This window comes from Aquimarina aquimarini, assembly GCF_900299535.1.
GTDB classification, from domain to species: domain Bacteria; phylum Bacteroidota; class Bacteroidia; order Flavobacteriales; family Flavobacteriaceae; genus Aquimarina; species Aquimarina aquimarini.
Genome location: NZ_OMKE01000040.1, coordinates 1 through 16,039, shown reverse-complemented (window position 1 = coordinate 16,039; position 16,039 = coordinate 1). Strand labels below are relative to the sequence as shown.

At 29.3% G+C, this 16,039-nt stretch carries 18 protein-coding genes; 9 read left to right on the top strand and 9 right to left on the bottom strand.

Features of this window, described 5'->3' with window-relative positions:
* Positions 1-82: 82 nt before the first annotated feature.
* From DG508_RS17115 to DG508_RS17100, 4 genes are all read right to left on the bottom strand, one after another.
* Positions 83-238, bottom strand: a complete 156-nt coding sequence (locus DG508_RS17115; RefSeq protein WP_464115338.1) for a hypothetical protein — start codon at positions 236-238, stop codon at positions 83-85.
* The gene (locus DG508_RS17110) at positions 231-974 is read right to left on the bottom strand and encodes a LytR/AlgR family response regulator transcription factor (protein WP_108869319.1); all 744 of its coding nucleotides are present in this window, start codon (positions 972-974) and stop codon (positions 231-233) included. The genes DG508_RS17115 and DG508_RS17110 overlap by 8 nt, the downstream gene beginning before the upstream one ends.
* Positions 971-1,999, bottom strand: coding sequence for a sensor histidine kinase (locus DG508_RS17105; RefSeq protein WP_108869318.1), 1,029 nt, complete (start codon positions 1,997-1,999; stop codon positions 971-973). Before DG508_RS17105 ends, DG508_RS17110 begins: the two co-directional genes overlap by 4 nt.
* Positions 2,000-2,089: 90 nt before the next feature.
* The gene (locus DG508_RS17100) at positions 2,090-4,459 is read right to left on the bottom strand and encodes a TonB-dependent receptor (RefSeq protein WP_108869317.1); all 2,370 of its coding nucleotides are present in this window, start codon (positions 4,457-4,459) and stop codon (positions 2,090-2,092) included.
* Positions 4,460-5,187: 728 nt separating this feature from the next.
* Between DG508_RS17100 and DG508_RS17095 the strand changes: the two genes are divergently transcribed.
* The 9 genes from DG508_RS17095 (at position 5,188) to DG508_RS17055 (ending at position 13,255) form a co-directional block, all read left to right on the top strand.
* Positions 5,188-6,177: a TolB-like translocation protein gene (locus DG508_RS17095; protein WP_159090892.1), complete on the top strand. Its 990-nt coding sequence runs from the start codon at positions 5,188-5,190 to the stop codon at positions 6,175-6,177.
* A gap of 125 nt (positions 6,178-6,302) precedes the next feature.
* Positions 6,303-6,836, top strand: a complete 534-nt coding sequence (locus DG508_RS17090; RefSeq protein WP_108869315.1) for a hypothetical protein — start codon at positions 6,303-6,305, stop codon at positions 6,834-6,836.
* A 249-nt stretch (positions 6,837-7,085) separates the two neighbouring features.
* Positions 7,086-8,036: a DJ-1/PfpI family protein gene (locus DG508_RS17085; protein WP_108869314.1), complete on the top strand. Its 951-nt coding sequence runs from the start codon at positions 7,086-7,088 to the stop codon at positions 8,034-8,036.
* 76 nt (positions 8,037-8,112) lie between these two features.
* On the top strand, positions 8,113-8,679 hold the full coding sequence (locus DG508_RS17080; protein ID WP_108869313.1) for a cysteine hydrolase family protein: 567 nt from the start codon (positions 8,113-8,115) through the stop codon (positions 8,677-8,679).
* A gap of 427 nt (positions 8,680-9,106) precedes the next feature.
* On the top strand, positions 9,107-9,751 hold the full coding sequence (locus DG508_RS17075; RefSeq protein WP_108869312.1) for a toxin-antitoxin system YwqK family antitoxin: 645 nt from the start codon (positions 9,107-9,109) through the stop codon (positions 9,749-9,751).
* 191 nt (positions 9,752-9,942) lie between these two features.
* Positions 9,943-10,638: a hypothetical protein gene (locus DG508_RS17070; RefSeq protein WP_108869311.1), complete on the top strand. Its 696-nt coding sequence runs from the start codon at positions 9,943-9,945 to the stop codon at positions 10,636-10,638.
* 293 nt (positions 10,639-10,931) lie between these two features.
* Entirely contained in the window at positions 10,932-11,843 is a 912-nt protein-coding gene (bla, locus tag DG508_RS17065; protein WP_108869365.1) for a class A beta-lactamase, subclass A2, read from the top strand.
* Positions 11,844-12,147: 304 nt separating this feature from the next.
* Complete coding sequence (locus DG508_RS17060) at positions 12,148-12,840, top strand: hypothetical protein (RefSeq protein WP_108869310.1); 693 nt, start codon at positions 12,148-12,150, stop codon at positions 12,838-12,840.
* A 202-nt stretch (positions 12,841-13,042) separates the two neighbouring features.
* Positions 13,043-13,255 carry a hypothetical protein gene (locus DG508_RS17055; RefSeq protein WP_108869309.1) on the top strand — a complete coding sequence of 71 codons (213 nt, stop codon included), beginning with the start codon at positions 13,043-13,045 and terminating at the stop codon, positions 13,253-13,255.
* A 92-nt stretch (positions 13,256-13,347) separates the two neighbouring features.
* Here the strand turns inward: DG508_RS17055 and DG508_RS17050 are convergent, their stop codons facing one another.
* The 5 genes from DG508_RS17050 to DG508_RS17030 all read right to left on the bottom strand — a co-directional run.
* Positions 13,348-13,587: a hypothetical protein gene (locus DG508_RS17050; protein ID WP_108869308.1), complete on the bottom strand. Its 240-nt coding sequence runs from the start codon at positions 13,585-13,587 to the stop codon at positions 13,348-13,350.
* 189 nt (positions 13,588-13,776) lie between these two features.
* Entirely contained in the window at positions 13,777-14,589 is an 813-nt protein-coding gene (locus DG508_RS17045) for a hypothetical protein (protein WP_108869307.1), read from the bottom strand.
* A gap of 137 nt (positions 14,590-14,726) precedes the next feature.
* Positions 14,727-15,401 (bottom strand): SH3 domain-containing protein, encoded by a 675-nt coding sequence (locus DG508_RS17040; RefSeq protein WP_108869306.1) that lies wholly within the window; start codon positions 15,399-15,401, stop codon positions 14,727-14,729.
* Between the two features lie 6 nt (positions 15,402-15,407).
* Positions 15,408-15,791, bottom strand: a complete 384-nt coding sequence (locus tag DG508_RS17035) for a hypothetical protein (protein WP_234418254.1) — start codon at positions 15,789-15,791, stop codon at positions 15,408-15,410.
* A 1-nt stretch (position 15,792) separates the two neighbouring features.
* Positions 15,793-16,039 (bottom strand): hypothetical protein (locus DG508_RS17030; RefSeq protein WP_199912807.1); only part of this gene is annotated, 247 nt, incomplete at its 5' end.

The following is a 16,039-nucleotide window of genomic DNA, read 5'->3' as shown; positions in this document are numbered from 1 at the left end:
CGCCACCTGCCATACAGGTCTCGTAACAGGCGGTTCACCAAATCGAAGTTTGCTCCTTATTTAAGTAGTCAATCATAGAAATCTACCCTTTTCTCTTAAGTCTAGATATGGTAATGGTAGTATCTAGTATAGGGCTTTGAGCTACTGCCCAGTCTCCCATTCGGGTTCGACTCCAAGCATAGGCTTGTCTATATGTAATCCCTAATCGGATCATGGAGTCGCTAGCTTTTTTACTCAATCCATTTTCTAAATTCGCTTGTTGTAGATGCGCTTGTAATTAAATGTTGTTTGTAGTTTTTGATTGAAATTGCTAATCTGTCTCCAAAATAAGGCTCAATTTTTTCGATGAAATTGATATTTACAATTTCACCACGATTAATTTGAAAAAACTCTTTCGGGTTTAACTCTTTTATTAAATCAGATAACTTATAGCGAAATTCATTTTCTTTTCCGTTTTCATCAATCCCGATGCATTTTCCTGCATTAGATAAAATTGCTCCCGTATTTTTTGTGCTTAAAATTTTTATTTCAGTTTTGGTTTTTATGATGATACGCTCTTTGTAATTGTTGTTTAATCTGTGAATAGTTTCTGATATTTTCTTCCAATCAACTTCTTTGTTTTGTAGGCTTTCAAACTTTTCCATTGCTTTACAAAACTTGTTATAGCTGATGGGTTTTAGTAAGTAAGCTATTCCGTTTACATCAAAAGCATCTTGGTAAAAGGTATTATAGGCGGTTGTAAAAATAATTGGGGATTTTATAATATTGGTTTTCAATAGAGAAAACACATTTCCGTCTAACAATTCAATATCAGAAAACACTAAATCTACTTCTTCATTGGTTTGATACCATTTTTCAACTTCTTCTTTGCTTTGTAACGAAGCTACAATTTCGATGTTACCATTGTATCGAAGAATATGGTCAGAAATGATTTCAATATTTATGGCTTCGTCTTCTATGATTAGCACTTTCATATTTCAAAAATTAGCGGGATTTCAGCAATAAATTCAGTATCAGTTTCTGTAAAAATAACGTCTTTATTAAAATTAATTTGATATTGACGTTTTAAATAATCATTTCCTGTTCCTGTTCCGAGCGTAAAATCTACTTTATTTAGTTTGTTTTTTATCACAATTGTATCCTCTTTTAATGAAAGCGAAATTAACAGCGGTTTTTTTTCACTCCCTTTATTGTGTTTTATCGCATTTTCTATGCAGAGTTGTAACGAACACGGAATTATAAACCCGTTTGTGTTTTCGATACTATTTTCAATTTGATAGGCATTTCCGAAGCGTTTTTCCATTAAATTCATGTAACTTATTAAGAATGACAGTTCATTTTTCAACTCGGCCAATTGTTTTTTTCCATGTTTTAAATAGTAGCGATATACATCAGAAAAATCATCAATAAAACTTTCTATTTGTTCTGGTTTTTTTCTTGCTAATCCTGATAAAACACTCAAATTATTGAATAAAAAATGAGGTTCTAAATTCTTTTGTAGCATTTGCGATTGTAAGGCTGCTTTTTCTTTTTCAGTTTGCTCTAACTCTAATGTGGTTTTTTGAGATTGTCTGAAATATAAAAATGCTGAAGTAAGCGCAAAAATATCAACAAGTATAAAAGCAACTGACATCGTATTCATAAATCTAATTATAAAATCATATTCATTATTGTCTATTATAATACCCAAAAGAATGTAATCAATAATAACACCTGCGATAACAAATAATAAAAAAGACAAAATATAAACCTTTACAAATTTTAGAATTGTATTTGTCGTATCTATTCTATTAATGACTTTCCAAGAAACTAGTACAGATATTACAGAAACTGCAGAGAATAGAAAAACAGAAACGTGGTCGAAATAGTCATAAAAATCAATATCACTTTTAGTTCGCACGTTATGTAAAAGATATATTTTACCAGCATTCCCTAGTAACAATAGTGCAATGACTATTAAAACTTGTTTTAGGTTTATTTTTTGATTGAAAATCTTCACTTCTTTGTAATTTTAGATGTACAAAATACATTTTTAGTTTAAAGAAAAGCTGTTTAAAGTGTCTAATCCTTTAAACAGCCTTATTATAGGTTAATTAGTTTTTGCTCTGTTTTGTTCTTCTTCGTTTCCAGAATTACGTTGCTTAACTTTTATTTTTTTGTTACCAAAGCTATAGTTTAGACCAATCTTCACACCTCGGGTATCAAAATAATTATAGTATGTTTGGTCTATTCCGTTTGTTTTGGTGTTTACACTCGTTGCCTTACGCTTTAAAATATCGTTTACGGCTACTGTACAATTTAGTTTTTTGTCTAGTAACGAAAATTTTAATCCCAGGTCTAGACTCACCATTTCAGATATTGAAAAATACATCAATTTTTGTGGCGAAGCATAAATAAGTGTGGTTTCTGCTTGTATTGTTTTTGCTTCGTTTAAATGGAATGTATTTCTGTTATACAATTGAAAATTCCATCTACTTACTAATTCAGCGTCTAAATTAAATCCGTCTTTGTATTGTGTGTCCATTTTTGATACAGTTGCTTGGGTTGTCGTATTCCACCATTTTGTTGGATTGTATATAAAAGTTTCAGTTAACCCGTAATTATAAGCTGTATAAAAATTGTCAAATGTTACCACTATTCTTTGTTGCGCTCCATCTTCTGCTTTAATAATGTTGAAATATCCATTATCTACATAACTTACAAATGCTTTGCTTATCAGTTTTCCTTTGTAAATGTGCTTTAATTCTAAATTCTCAGAAATTTGTGGTTTTAAAAACGGGTTTCCTTCTTGATACGAAATAGGATTAATGTAAAAACGAAACGGATTTAAGCGCTCAAAACTAGGACGTTGAATTCTTCTACTATAACTCAAATTAAACATATTTTTTCTACTAGGATTATATCCTAAAAATACTGATGGAAATAGTTTATTATACGAATTGATATCAGTTTGATTGTTTGTTTTTGAAACTCCTTTTGTTCGAGTGTTTTCAAAACGAAGTCCGATTTTTGCTTGCCATTTTTTACCTAATGGTTTAGACATATCTGTATATAATGCATTAATATTTTCAGAATACATAAACTCATTACTTTGTGTTGGATCAAAAACTGGTGTACCTGTAGTGTTGTTGTAAAATGCTACATCACTATCTGTTTTTGTAATTGTGGTTTTAACTCCGTAAGAAAAATTAGCCCATTTGCTTGGGTGTTCAACATCTATTCTTCCACTATAGTTTTTAATATTTTGATTGGTACTGTTTTCTGCTTCAAAATAGCTTTGGTTTGTAATAAATTGTTCACTGCTAAAATTCCTATTAGAAGAATTGTTGAAATTAAAGTAATCAACATCAATAGATAATTTTCTACCAAGCGTATCTAATTTTTGAATGTAATGAGCATTTATTGAGTGGTTTTCGTTTGTTGTCTCGGCATTACCCTCATTAATAGTATACGATCCATTACCATCATTTGCAAGTGTTCTTCCACCATCGTTTATACCTTTATCGTCAGACGAACCTGAGTATAAAATTCCGACAGTAGCATTATTTGTTACATTGTAATCCAAACCTAATCTGCCTGAAATCATACTTTCTTTATTTTTCATATCAAGATTTGATACAGTTGAAGCCGATGGATAAATAATATCAAATTGATTAAATTGTGCTGTATGTCCTTTAGTTCCATTTAACGAAGCAATTAAACTTACTTTGTTTTTATTATAGTTAAATGTATTTCCAAAATTAAATAATGGATATGTTGCTTGAGTGTAAGAAGTTCTTATTTGATTATTCCAGCTATTTTCTTTTGATTTTTTTAGAACAATATTAATAAGTCCACTATTGCCTTCAGCATCATATTTTGAGGGTGGTGTGGTAATAACTTCAATATCTTTGATATCATCTGATGCAATACTGTTTAAATAAGCCGTTAGTTCATTACCTGATAATTGTACAATTCTATCATTAACCATTACTCGTACATTTCCTTTCCCTACAATGGCTAATTTATCAGTATCTATATTTACACTTGGTGTAGCTTTTAGTGCATCAAGCGCAGTTCCTCCAGTACCTGCAACTGTATTTCCTACATTAAAAACTAACCTATCTACTTTTTGTTGAATGAGTTTTTTGCGTGCTGTAATTACAACTTCTTTTAGTTGTTGTCCTTCTTCTTCTAAAACGATTATTCCCATGTTAGATTGAGTAGGGTTTATTTTTTTGGTGGTAAATCCGACAAAACTAATTTCTATATATACATTTTCTTTATTTGGCTCGATAGAAAACTCTCCTTTTTCATCAGAAATCACCCCATTAATTAGTGCATTATCAGTTGCGCTTTTTGCAACCACATTAGCAAACAGAATAGGTTGGTTTTGTTTGTCGATTATTTTTCCTGTAAAAGTCTGTCCAAAACTAATTGCACAAATAAAAGCGATTAAAATTGTAGTTATGATTTTCATAGTATATAATATTTCAAGATTAATGACACCCCAAAAATATCTTGAGGGTGCAGTTTTTGAAATAGCTATACAATGAATTGAGGAAAAAATGAAATGAATTAGGGAGAAATAAAAAAAGGGTTCAACAAAATTGTTAGCCCCCTTTTTAATATTGCTAAAAAAAACTGTTACCAGCTTACTTTTTTAATCCCTCCCCCCCCCTACCAGCATCTTGCTAGTGACATTACTGTTTAATACCCCATTTAAAATAGTATGATTAAAAATTAGTAGCGCCTTAGGGCATTTTTTATACTCAATAATAATAATAATAATAATAATAACACTTATAAGGTAAACACAGATGATGATTATAGATTACCACAAAGCCTATACAAGTAGATATTCGTATACCTCAGTACCGAGCTTTGTAGTATCGCTTCCTTCAGTCCTAACCTCATACAATCTATTGACAGATCAAAAGGTTGTTTCTTTTTTGCAGTGGTACTAGATTTTTATAAATTACCAAGAAATAAAAATGCACAGATAAATCAATTGATTCAGGTGTGTTTGCATTGCTCCGATTTATATACTTGGCACCACCTATAACTCCTTAATAATAAACAATTTACAATACAAATAGCATGCTACAAAAAATCAATTTCATAAAATATCCCTTATTTGTACTTTACTTATCTGATTTCTACCTTAACTCCAAAGCTAAGGGACGATTATCTAATAACTTAAATTTTATGAAAAATATGAATATAAAATATCGCCTGTTAATCCCTATTTTATTTTTTGCTTTTAGTAATGGACTTCAAGCACAAAGCAGCCAAGAACTCAATAATATTCTTAATGAACTCAAAGTCGAGCTTGTTCAGCCTGGAACTGTCTCTACTAATGATTTTGAGTTTGGCACATCTATTTCTCCAGATGAAAATGAACTTTTTTTTGTTAAAGGTATATCAGGATTTAGAAGAACCGTATTAGTTTATTGCCATTGGAAAGATGGATATTGGTCTGAACCTAAGATTGCACCTTTTTCTGGAAAACACCGTGATATGAATCCATATCATTCTAAAGATGGTAAACGTCTTTACTATACTTCAGATAGACCAACTCCAAACCCTTTATTAAAAAAATCTAATCTTTGGTATGTAGACAAAACGGTAAACGGATGGTCCGAACCAAAGCTGGTAGAAGGAATGATAAATGATGAATTTGAAATAGTTTATCCAACCGTTCATTCAGATGGAACTATACATTTTGTATCTTGGTCAAGACCTGGGACTAAAAAGGGAGATATTTTTGTTTCAAAATTAGAAAATGGCACTTATACTGCCCCCGAACGCATTGATGAACTTAATACAGTTAATAATGACGCTGATCCAGAAATGAGCCAAGATGGTAAATTTATGTTTATTACCAGTATGAGAGATGGTGGTTTTGGACATTATGATTTGTATGTATTTAAAAAACAAAAAGATGGTAAATGGGGAAAAGGTATAAATCTTGGTACCAAAGTCAACTCAATAAATATGGATTCTGATCCTATTCTAAGTCCTGATGGTCAAACATTGTATTTCTCGAGTAACAGATTAGATCAATTAGAGACAAATAGTGAAAGGTTTACAGATTATCAAATGCTTGTAAAGAGCTTTGGCAAAATTCATAATGGCTTAATGAATATTTATAAAGTCGATATTAGTCATTTATTAGTATACTTAAATAATTTCTAAACAAATGTATTTTTAAAAATGAAGAAATAAAAATATAGCCAACAAGCGTATAGTGAATACCTATGAGGATACACACCATACACAAATCGTAGAGCATTACTTACTGTATATTCAAAATCAATTAAATGAAAAAGCTTTTTCTTATAACAATTTTGATTCTGATAAGTCCATTATATGGTTGTTCAAATCATAAAGCACCTTTTTTAGACTGTGCTTCACAAAATTTTAAATCTTTAAATTTGGATATAACAGCTGAACTGAAAAGACTAGAAGAGGTTTTAATTAAAGAAAAAATAATTGAGGATAACTCAGCAGAATCTTATAGAATTCTTTTTAGCAAAGTTTTCTCAATGAACAACGAAAAAGAATTTGGGATATTAGAATTTGATTATAAGGCAGAAAAATTAACAAAAATCGGTGTAATGGATAAATGTCAGACTATACTCGATTTTGATTTCAAAAAAAGCTATGATGATAAAATGGAATCAATAATGCCAAAATTAAAAGAAATAGGTATTGCTGTTCCAGGAGCACAATCAGAGTTTTTACTTAAATCTCTTAACGAAATTCCTTTAAACCACTTTGAAAAAACTGATAATCAGTTTTATATTTTGTTTAAAGCTTATAGTTTTGGTTGTTTAACTAATGATTATTATTAAAATAAATGCGCTACAACATTAAATATAGCAAATAGGACGGTTTAAGACGATTCGAAAGGTCTGTTTTGCTTGTATTATCGCCAAATCTTTTGATTTGACTTTGTAATAAAAAAGATAAATCAAAATACAAAAGTTTGGCTTAATGCATAACCAAAATTAATCGATTGTTCCCTGCCCCTAAATGCCATATTTAATGTTGTACTGTATTTGGGTACGTTAACAAACAGCTGAGTGCAATAAACCATAAACATGTCCAACATATATATATTCATTACAAACCTAGTACATTTACTTGATTTAAGTGGAGTCTCGCAGGTGTTTCAAGAAGCGCAACAACTAGGTTTTAATTATAATTTAAAATTTATTAGTGACAAATCTATAATTAACAGTTCTTCTGGTTTAGAACTTTCTTCTCTAATTCATTTTTCAAAAACAAGTCCTAAAAAAGATGATATAATCTTTATTCCTGGATTTAATACACAACAACCAATTGATTATTCAAATCACAATTTGTTTTTTGAATGGTTAAAAAATGCAAATAGTAATCAAACAACAATTTGCAGTATTTGCACTGGTGCATTTCTTTTAGCTAAATCAGGGCTTTTAGATAACAAAGAGTGTACAACACATTGGAAGTTCATTGACAAACTAAAAAAAGATTTTCCTCTTTTAAAAACGCAAAACAATACATTATTTACCAAGTATAAAAATATATATACAAGTGCTGGAATTGTAACAGGTATAGATTTAGCATTATTTTTAATCGAAGAAAGGCATGGTAAACAAAATGCAACTCAGATAGCCAAAGAATTGGTTGTTTATAAAAGAAGAAACGGAAACGATGAACAAGAAAGTGTGTATTTACAAAATAGAAGCCATCAAGATGAAAAAATTCATAAAATACAAGATTGGATAATACACAATTTAGACAAGGCTTCAAAAATTGACTATTTAGCCGATTTAATAAATGTTAGCCCTAGAAATTTAACTCGTGTTTTCAAAAAACAAACGGGAGTTACCATTACAGAATACCGTACAAAATTGAGAATTGAAAAAGCTAAAAGTTTATTAACTAATTCTGAATATAAAATAGAACACATCGCTAATTTATGCGGTTATAAAACATCAAAGCAATTAAGAATGATTCTTGAAAGACATCTTCATGCCTTACCAACAGAAATCAAAATTAAATTGTCTTAAAACGACTATCATTTGTCCTTTTTTATTCATCATATGACAACTAGCTTTGTGCTCACTATTAAATTAAATATAAATGATGAATTTAAAAAAACAAAATGTAGCATTAATATTAATTGATATTCAAAAAGGTTTTGATGATGAACAATATTGGGGAGGAAACAGAAACAATAAAGATGCTGAAGTGAAATCCGCCTTAATATTAAACAAATGGAGAGAATTAGATCTTCCTATTTTTCATATTATTCATAGTTCGGATAACCCCATTTCAAGGCTACACGAATCCCATCCAGGATTTGAAATAAAAGATGAAGTCAAACCAATAAATGGTGAACCTATACTAGTAAAAAATGTCAATAGTGCTTTTATTGGAACTGACTTAAAAGAAAGATTAGACAATCAAGCAATAAAGAAGGTCGTAATTATTGGACTAACTACAAACCATTGTGTTTCTACTACAGCAAGAATGGCTGGAAATTACGGATTTGACACTTTGCTTGTATCTGATGCGACCGCAACATTTGACAGAATTGGAATTAATGGAGAAAAATTTTCATCTGAAATTATTCACCAAACCTCTTTGGCGAATCTGAATGACGAATTTGCTCAAGTGGTTGACACTAAAAAATTACTTGAATTAGTATAAAAAAATGGTTACAACACCAAGTATGATGTCATAGCAGTTATCAATCGAATGATTCTTGTATATTCGCTTTGGAACAAATATTTTATGATAAATAAATTATAAAATCAACACAGATTTGTCAATAGAAACGTAACATTTTTTCTCTGCTACGACACATACTTATAACGCTAGATTTTAATGCGTGAGTAATACCATTTACACGTTGAATTTACCGCAATAAAATTCTCTTTTTCGCCTATGCTTCAGAATAAAAATTAACCGTAACTATGGCTATGCTGATTTTTTCTTCTTTGCATAAATAAAAAATAATTTATTTTCTTTTTTACAGTAAATTCAACGTGTAAATAGTATAAGTTTACCGAATCGAACTTTATTAATTGAAAATGAAGTTAATTAAAGCAAAAACAAATTACATAATCTTCAGTAAATGAAAAATACAATATTACTAGTATTGATTGGTATAAATTTATTGAGTTGTAAAAAACTGATTAATGGAAATCAATTAGAGAATAGGGATGGAATACATTTTGAAATAAATAAAGAAACCCCTTACACAGGTGAAGTTATTGTTAGATATTATCAAAGTGGAGAAATTGAAATTAAAGAAATATTTAAAGATGGAAAACGAAATGGAGAAAGCACCAGATACTATAAAAGTGGAGAGATTTATAGGAAACTAAGTTGGTTAAATGGGCAACAAACTGGAAAAGATATTTGGTATTATGAAAATGGACAAATCTCAACCAAATCTAATTTAGTCAATGGAATATCAAACGGAAATTTTATCAATTATTATAAAAGTGGTAAACTTAAGTTTAAAGGAAAAATGGTAGATGGAAAGCCAAATGGAGAAGGCATTAGATATTATGAAAATGGAAATACTAAATATAAAATAAATTGGAAAAATGGAAAAGAAAATGGTGAAGCAATTTGGTATTATGAAAATGGTCAAATTGAATTTAAAAAAAATTACAAAGAGGGAAAACTAGACGGAGAAATTCTCAACTATTACGAAAACGGGCAAATCAAATCTAGAGAAAACTATAGAAATGGAGAAAGTACTAAAAGCTAACAATATCTATAAAATATAGCTAGCAAGTGTTTTCTTTAAGGTTCGTGCTTATTTGTAAAGTCACCAAAATAAAATTTGACGTTTATGATAAAAAAGGTAAAAGCAAAATATTATATTTGGCCTAAACGTATAGCTTCTCACCTACCCTACGTTTCTTATACCAGTTATACTAACAATTGTACAACATACGAATGAACAAATTGCTAACTTTAAATATTCTGATTTTATTACTCGTTTCTTGCGTTAGTAAAGAAAAAAAAGAAACAACATTTTATGTAGAAAATCAAACTTCATTTTTCGGATTAAATCACTCGGATTGGACAAAAAGTTCGTGGATTAGAAAACCTGAAAACCTTAAAATGGTTCACGAATCATTTAAAAAATTCGGATATAACAAACTTGAAAACCTGATTTTTAAAAGTGATAATGAATTCATTATTCGCGATATTTATATCAAACGGAATTTTGAGAATGTTATAGACAGTTTGCAAATGACCTATAACATACCCAAAGTACAGACCAAATATTACTCTGAATTCTGGAATCGCAGAAAAGCAGAAAAAAACGACTCAATCGTTTATGAAATAATTCGAGAATTTAATTCTACGAAATCCAACAAAAAACGATTGAATTATGAAAACCAATTTGTAAATGATACTTTGGTTGACTTATTAAAAATTGAATTTGACAATGACAATCTGAATTCAGAAAAAGCAAAATCAGATTTTTATACATTAAAGAAATACAGACTTCATCAATCAGCTTATAACCTACTCTATCAACGAGCAGAATATTCTGAATTGGATTTAGACCGAGAAAAATTAAAAAAGGAATTATCAAAAGCAACACAATTTACTTATCCTTGGTTAATAGATACAGAAAAGTAAGTAGGGTGGGCAACAGCCACACCGTGTATAATTCATTGCTAGTACTTACCTACTTACCAAAATCCTTGCAGGTTTTCTATTCGGTTTGTATTTGCTAAATTAGTTGCTGAAACACGCAACGAAATCATACATAAACACCTTACCACACATTAAAAACACCTTAGAAACAGATAACAATCTACAAGATTAGAAACTAATTTAGTGTAAACTCTAATCTTTAATTTATGCATAAGAATGTGCCTTAATGAACATTTTTGAAGACAAAATCTAAAAAGACTAAAAGAAAACAAAGAATGAAGAAACTATTTCAATTTACAGCTTTACTATTATTATTAATAAGTTGCACAACACCAAACAACAAAACTGATTTGCTACTAAAAAAAATTGAGCAAATCGTATCTGATAAAAATGCAGTAGTTGGAGTTTCAATAATTGGAAATAATGGAAAAGATACTCTTTCGCTATACGGAGATAAACGATTTCCAATGCAAAGTGTGTTTAAGTTCCATATTGCATTAGCTGTATTATCAGAGGTTGATAAGGGTGTATTGTCATTAGACCAAATAGTAGAAATAGATAAAGATGAACTTTTACCAGAAAACTTTTGGAGTCCGCTTAGAGATGAAAACCCTAATGGAGGTAGCTTTACCATCAAAAGATTAATTCAATACACAGTTTCTCATAGCGACAATACAGCCTGTGATGTTCTAATACGACTTATCGGAACACCTAAAACGGTTGAAGAATACATAAAAAAGAGTGGTATAGAAGATATACAGATTACTTTCAATGAAGAAAAAATGCAAGCAAAGTGGGAAAATATGTTCCAAAATTGGACAACCCCTAATGCCGCAAGTGAAACGCTTAAAATATTTTTTGAAAATAAAAACAACTTACTCTCAAAAAGCAGTTATGATTTTTTTTGGAAAACTAATACAGAAACTACAACAGGAAAAGGTAGAATAAGAGGACAACTACCTAAGGAAACAATTGTTGCTCATAAAACAGGTTGGTCTGGTACAAATAAAGAAACTGGGATTACTGCTGCAGTAAACAATATTGGAATTGTCTTTTTGCCAGATGGTAAATATTTTATCATCAGTGTTTTTGTAACAGATTCGCAAGAAAATTTTAAAACAAATCAGGAAATTATAGCAGCTATTGCAAAAGCTACTTATGACTTTTACACTATACAGACAAAGTAACAAACTTTCTCTTGCAGAGCTGACTGAGTCAAAAACCTTGTTATCAAAAGATAGCAAGGTTTTTTGTTTATAAGATGGTTTGTTGTCTGTTCTGGTGCCAGTAAATTACATTGTAAGCTGTCACTAGAAGGCTCAATAATTAATTCTAATACGATTTAAAAGGAGAGAGATTAAATACATCACCATCAAAAAACAAACTACCTCCTCGCCTACTCTTTCTAACTTTCTGATACAATAATTCCTATCTTTATCAATCATATCAAACTACAGACACAATGTTTAGAGTTGTAATAGGAATATAAAAATGGGAATCAGAATACAATTTTTTAAAAGTAAACTAGACAAAGAACTCAAAGACTTAATCTTTGAGAATTATTCTGATTTTGCAAAATGGTATGTAGACAGGAATAACGCTTCTATTGAAGAGTTTGACGAAACTTACGGAACAAAACAATTAATTGATTTCTTTACTCAAAACAAAAAGATAAGCAAGGATTTAAATCTTCTTCCTCAAAAAATAATTGATGAAATGACTGTTGAATATGTAGTTGAATATCCTGCATCTCAAAGCATATTAGAACTTTTTGGCCCCTCGATGAAAAAATGGAGGTATAACAAAAGTACCCAACTTGTTCTTGAAACAAAAGATCATGAATTTATCAAACTATGGAGGTATCTAATTAATGGACGTTCCTTAAAAAATTCTGAAGAGTTTGATAGCTATACCGATGAATATAAGATTGGATTTTTATCATTTAAAGAACATTCTACATTAAAGAAATTGATACTAAAACATTTTGGGGATTTACAAGAAATGAAACAGAAATACTGGACTGATTCAGAAAAGAAAAAACTTCAAAATTCGATTAATAACCCTGATAATGACACTTATTTTTTATCAGATCATAATCCTGTTACATCTGGTTTGGAATATGTTATGCTGGCTATAAATGAAATAAAAACAAGCAAAACTGATTTAATAACAGCAATTGAATAAGTAAACTCTAGGTATATCTACCGCCATCAAATTTATAGTTATATAAAGTAAACACCACTCACAGCACCCCTATAGAAAAAGGGATATTAGTGCAATAAAAAAACAAAAAAGTTTAACTTTTGTTAATTAACAAAACAATAGAACCAAAGGGTATTTTATTTCTCTAAATTTCAAAAAAAATAAATGATACCCCTTTAGATTTATGACTTCAAAAAATACAATAACACAAGTGCTAATTCTTTTATCAATTCTCTTTTCTCTATCCAATTGTTCTAATGATGATGAACCTACTATTCCTTGTACCAATTCAATACAAGTTCAAAAATTTGATCCAGAATTAGGTATTTTTATTCAGAGTTCTGAGGAGGTTCCTTGTGATTATCGTAGACTATCTAATCATCACAAGCATAAATAGGCGTACCTACAGGTGCATAAATATCTAATCCGCTATGACTTCTTGTAGATCTTTGCGGTCTTCCGTAGTCACGTATTTTCACATTAGTATTTTCACATTAGTATTTTCACATTAGTATTTGCGTCTTTGTCTTTAAGAATAAATAAAGAAGCATAAGGATTCCAACCTCCTATTTTTGAATCTTTATTATTATATGTGGCTTTGTTATACCAACCCCTTACCTGTGGGTTTACAATTGGATCATGTATTTCTCCATGATCAGGTTCATACTTAGGCGTGGTGATAAGCTTCATATGTTCTACAAAAGCAATAGGATGAAAATGATATACCATACTATTATTTGTAGGGAACTGCCGTTTAAAGGTTTCTGTATCTGAGGAGAATTGATAAAGAGACTTTAAAACCACAACACTACCGCTGTGGTTTTTTATATATTTTATTGCTTACTCATACCGCCACTAAGCACAGCTTTGCGATAGCAGGGGGATTGATTTTACACATTCTATATGTCAAAAAATCTATTAATTTTTTGTTCTCATTTTGTTCTGTATTTTTTTTAACACCTCATATACAATCTCATCATTTTTTTCATTATATCTTCTTGCCCAAAAAGAATAGACATTAAAAACTCCTGTCATCCCTGATACATAGTCATCGAATTCAGATTCATATATATCTTTATTTAGATCATTCAAATTATGAAGTAATTGATTAATTTCTTTTTCTTTTTCAAAGTAACCTATTTCCGAAAGTTTATACAATTCTTCTAAAACTATTTTATCTTTTTGATCTATAGTTTCATAAGTTTCGATTAACGAGTTAACATATAAATTTAATCTTGAACTTTCATAAGTATTGTTTTTGTAAAAAAGATAAACAATCATATTTATTACATCCTCAGAAAAAAAAGAATCAATAAAACCTGCATCTCTCCATTTTTCGTTAGCAAGAAAAGAGTTGTCAAAACTACTCTTATTATTAGTAAAACTTCTTAAGATATCGTTTTGTTCACTTAAATGGAATCCATGATTTACTTGACGAATTAATTCTACAGTATCTTTATCAATATTGCGTAAAATCACATTTTTATAATATAGCTCTGTGTGAGAATCATCTTTTTCTTGCCGTTTTTTAATATCCTCTAGTTCTGTTTTTAACAGATTTAATTCAGAATTGAGTGTCGATACCTTATCATTTAATAAAGTTATATCATTGAATTCAACTACATCATTTGTAATATTTTTATCATTAGTCTGTTTACTTTCAGTCTTATCTGTATCATTACATGAAACAAATAAGATTACAAATATTAATAAAGAAAACACTTTTTTCATTATTTAATTAAGTTTTTTATTGATGAACTAGTTGAGTAAAAAACCACAACAAATCAATGCCGTGGATTTACTTATATCTTTTACCGCTCACTCATATCGCCACTAGTTACAAACTAGCGGGGACCGTGTTGAGAGGGCTATTTAGATTCATAATATTCATTTAGAAAAACATCTTTATTGATTATCTCTGAATATTTTGAAATCCATTCCTTATAATAATAATCAATCTTAAAAACTCGATCTTCCATGTAAATTTTAGCAAAAGGTTGGCCAAGTACAGGAACATTATCTAACCTAAAAGTATTTTGTAAACCAATATCATCAAAGCATTTAGAATGATTAGTCCATACAAGCTCTACTGTTTCAAATTTTTTGTTTACTCTTACAGGAAATTCATAACTACATATCCCATTTAGATTAAAAGTAATTCCAGTTCTTGAATAAGATATACTTGAATTGGAATTAACAAGAAGATTATTTATAAGTTTAAGAGGCTTTAAAAAACCACTAAAAACATAACCATAATCGTCTTTTAAAGTAATACTATTATTAATTGCGATTTTATACCAAAAACCTTTAATTTCTTTACCATCATCAACAATAACCAAAGGAATATTTGTCTTTTCATGAATTAATATATTACTATTATAAGGAAACTTTAAGATACGCCTACTACTTATTTTTGGCTCTTCTCTCATAATTAGTCCATTTTTAGCTGTAACAATATATAATTGCTTAATATCAACATTTTCTATTTCCTGACTATTTATCAAGTGAGATATTCCAATAAAAAATAAAAATAAATTCTTCATTATAATCTAATATTTAGTTTGCTCAACTCGTTTAATAATACCATCACATTTATCATCCCAACCATATTCTTGCCCATAATCTTCATTTTTTTTAGTTCTTAGGTTGTAAAATCCTAACCATTTCTTCTTGATCGTATTATTATCTAATATTTCAATTTCTGCTATTGGATGAGTTTTTGAATCTATATATTCCCAATCGTTATATTCTAACATGGTTTTAAACCATTTTTTTTCTGTAGAATTAATATAAATCCATGTTTTATTAGCTATCTCGTCAGGTAAAACCTTTAGTGTGTTTTTATCAATATTAGATTTGATTGTACTTTGTGCGTTATTTTTACAAGTCACTATACTAATTGATAATAACAATAAAAAAGTTAGTCTTTTCATATTACTTAAAGTTTCCATTGGTTTTGTTACCTCTGATTTGAGTTAATGTATAAGTTCTAGTTAGATTATGTTGCGGTATTCCTGTAATTGACCAATCATCATTTACATACAATCTATTATCGTCATATTGTCCTTTGTCAGAATAAATTGTCCCTACTTCATAAAAAAGAAAATATCTTTTTTCATTTTCATAACCACGACCTACTATAATTACAAAATGATCAGTAGATTTATCATGATTTTGCTCG

Coding starts and splice junctions, on each gene's coding strand:
- DG508_RS17070 (WP_108869311.1), top strand. CDS start 9,943: ATGAACAAATTGCTAACTTTAAATATTCTGATTTTATTACTCGTTTCT.
- DG508_RS17045 (WP_108869307.1), bottom strand. CDS start 14,589: ATGAAAAAAGTGTTTTCTTTATTAATATTTGTAATCTTATTTGTTTCA.
- DG508_RS17080 (WP_108869313.1), top strand. CDS start 8,113: ATGAATTTAAAAAAACAAAATGTAGCATTAATATTAATTGATATTCAA.
- DG508_RS17085 (WP_108869314.1), top strand. CDS start 7,086: ATGTCCAACATATATATATTCATTACAAACCTAGTACATTTACTTGAT.
- DG508_RS17075 (WP_108869312.1), top strand. CDS start 9,107: ATGAAAAATACAATATTACTAGTATTGATTGGTATAAATTTATTGAGT.
- DG508_RS17035 (WP_234418254.1), bottom strand. CDS start 15,791: ATGAAAAGACTAACTTTTTTATTGTTATTATCAATTAGTATAGTGACT.
- DG508_RS17055 (WP_108869309.1), top strand. CDS start 13,043: ATGACTTCAAAAAATACAATAACACAAGTGCTAATTCTTTTATCAATT.
- DG508_RS17100 (WP_108869317.1), bottom strand. CDS start 4,459: ATGAAAATCATAACTACAATTTTAATCGCTTTTATTTGTGCAATTAGT.
- DG508_RS17090 (WP_108869315.1), top strand. CDS start 6,303: ATGAAAAAGCTTTTTCTTATAACAATTTTGATTCTGATAAGTCCATTA.
- DG508_RS17050 (WP_108869308.1), bottom strand. CDS start 13,587: ATGGTATATCATTTTCATCCTATTGCTTTTGTAGAACATATGAAGCTT.
- DG508_RS17040 (WP_108869306.1), bottom strand. CDS start 15,401: ATGAAGAATTTATTTTTATTTTTTATTGGAATATCTCACTTGATAAAT.
- bla (WP_108869365.1), top strand. CDS start 10,932: ATGAAGAAACTATTTCAATTTACAGCTTTACTATTATTATTAATAAGT.
- DG508_RS17060 (WP_108869310.1), top strand. CDS start 12,148: ATGGGAATCAGAATACAATTTTTTAAAAGTAAACTAGACAAAGAACTC.
- DG508_RS17110 (WP_108869319.1), bottom strand. CDS start 974: ATGAAAGTGCTAATCATAGAAGACGAAGCCATAAATATTGAAATCATT.
- DG508_RS17095 (WP_159090892.1), top strand. CDS start 5,188: ATGAAAAATATGAATATAAAATATCGCCTGTTAATCCCTATTTTATTT.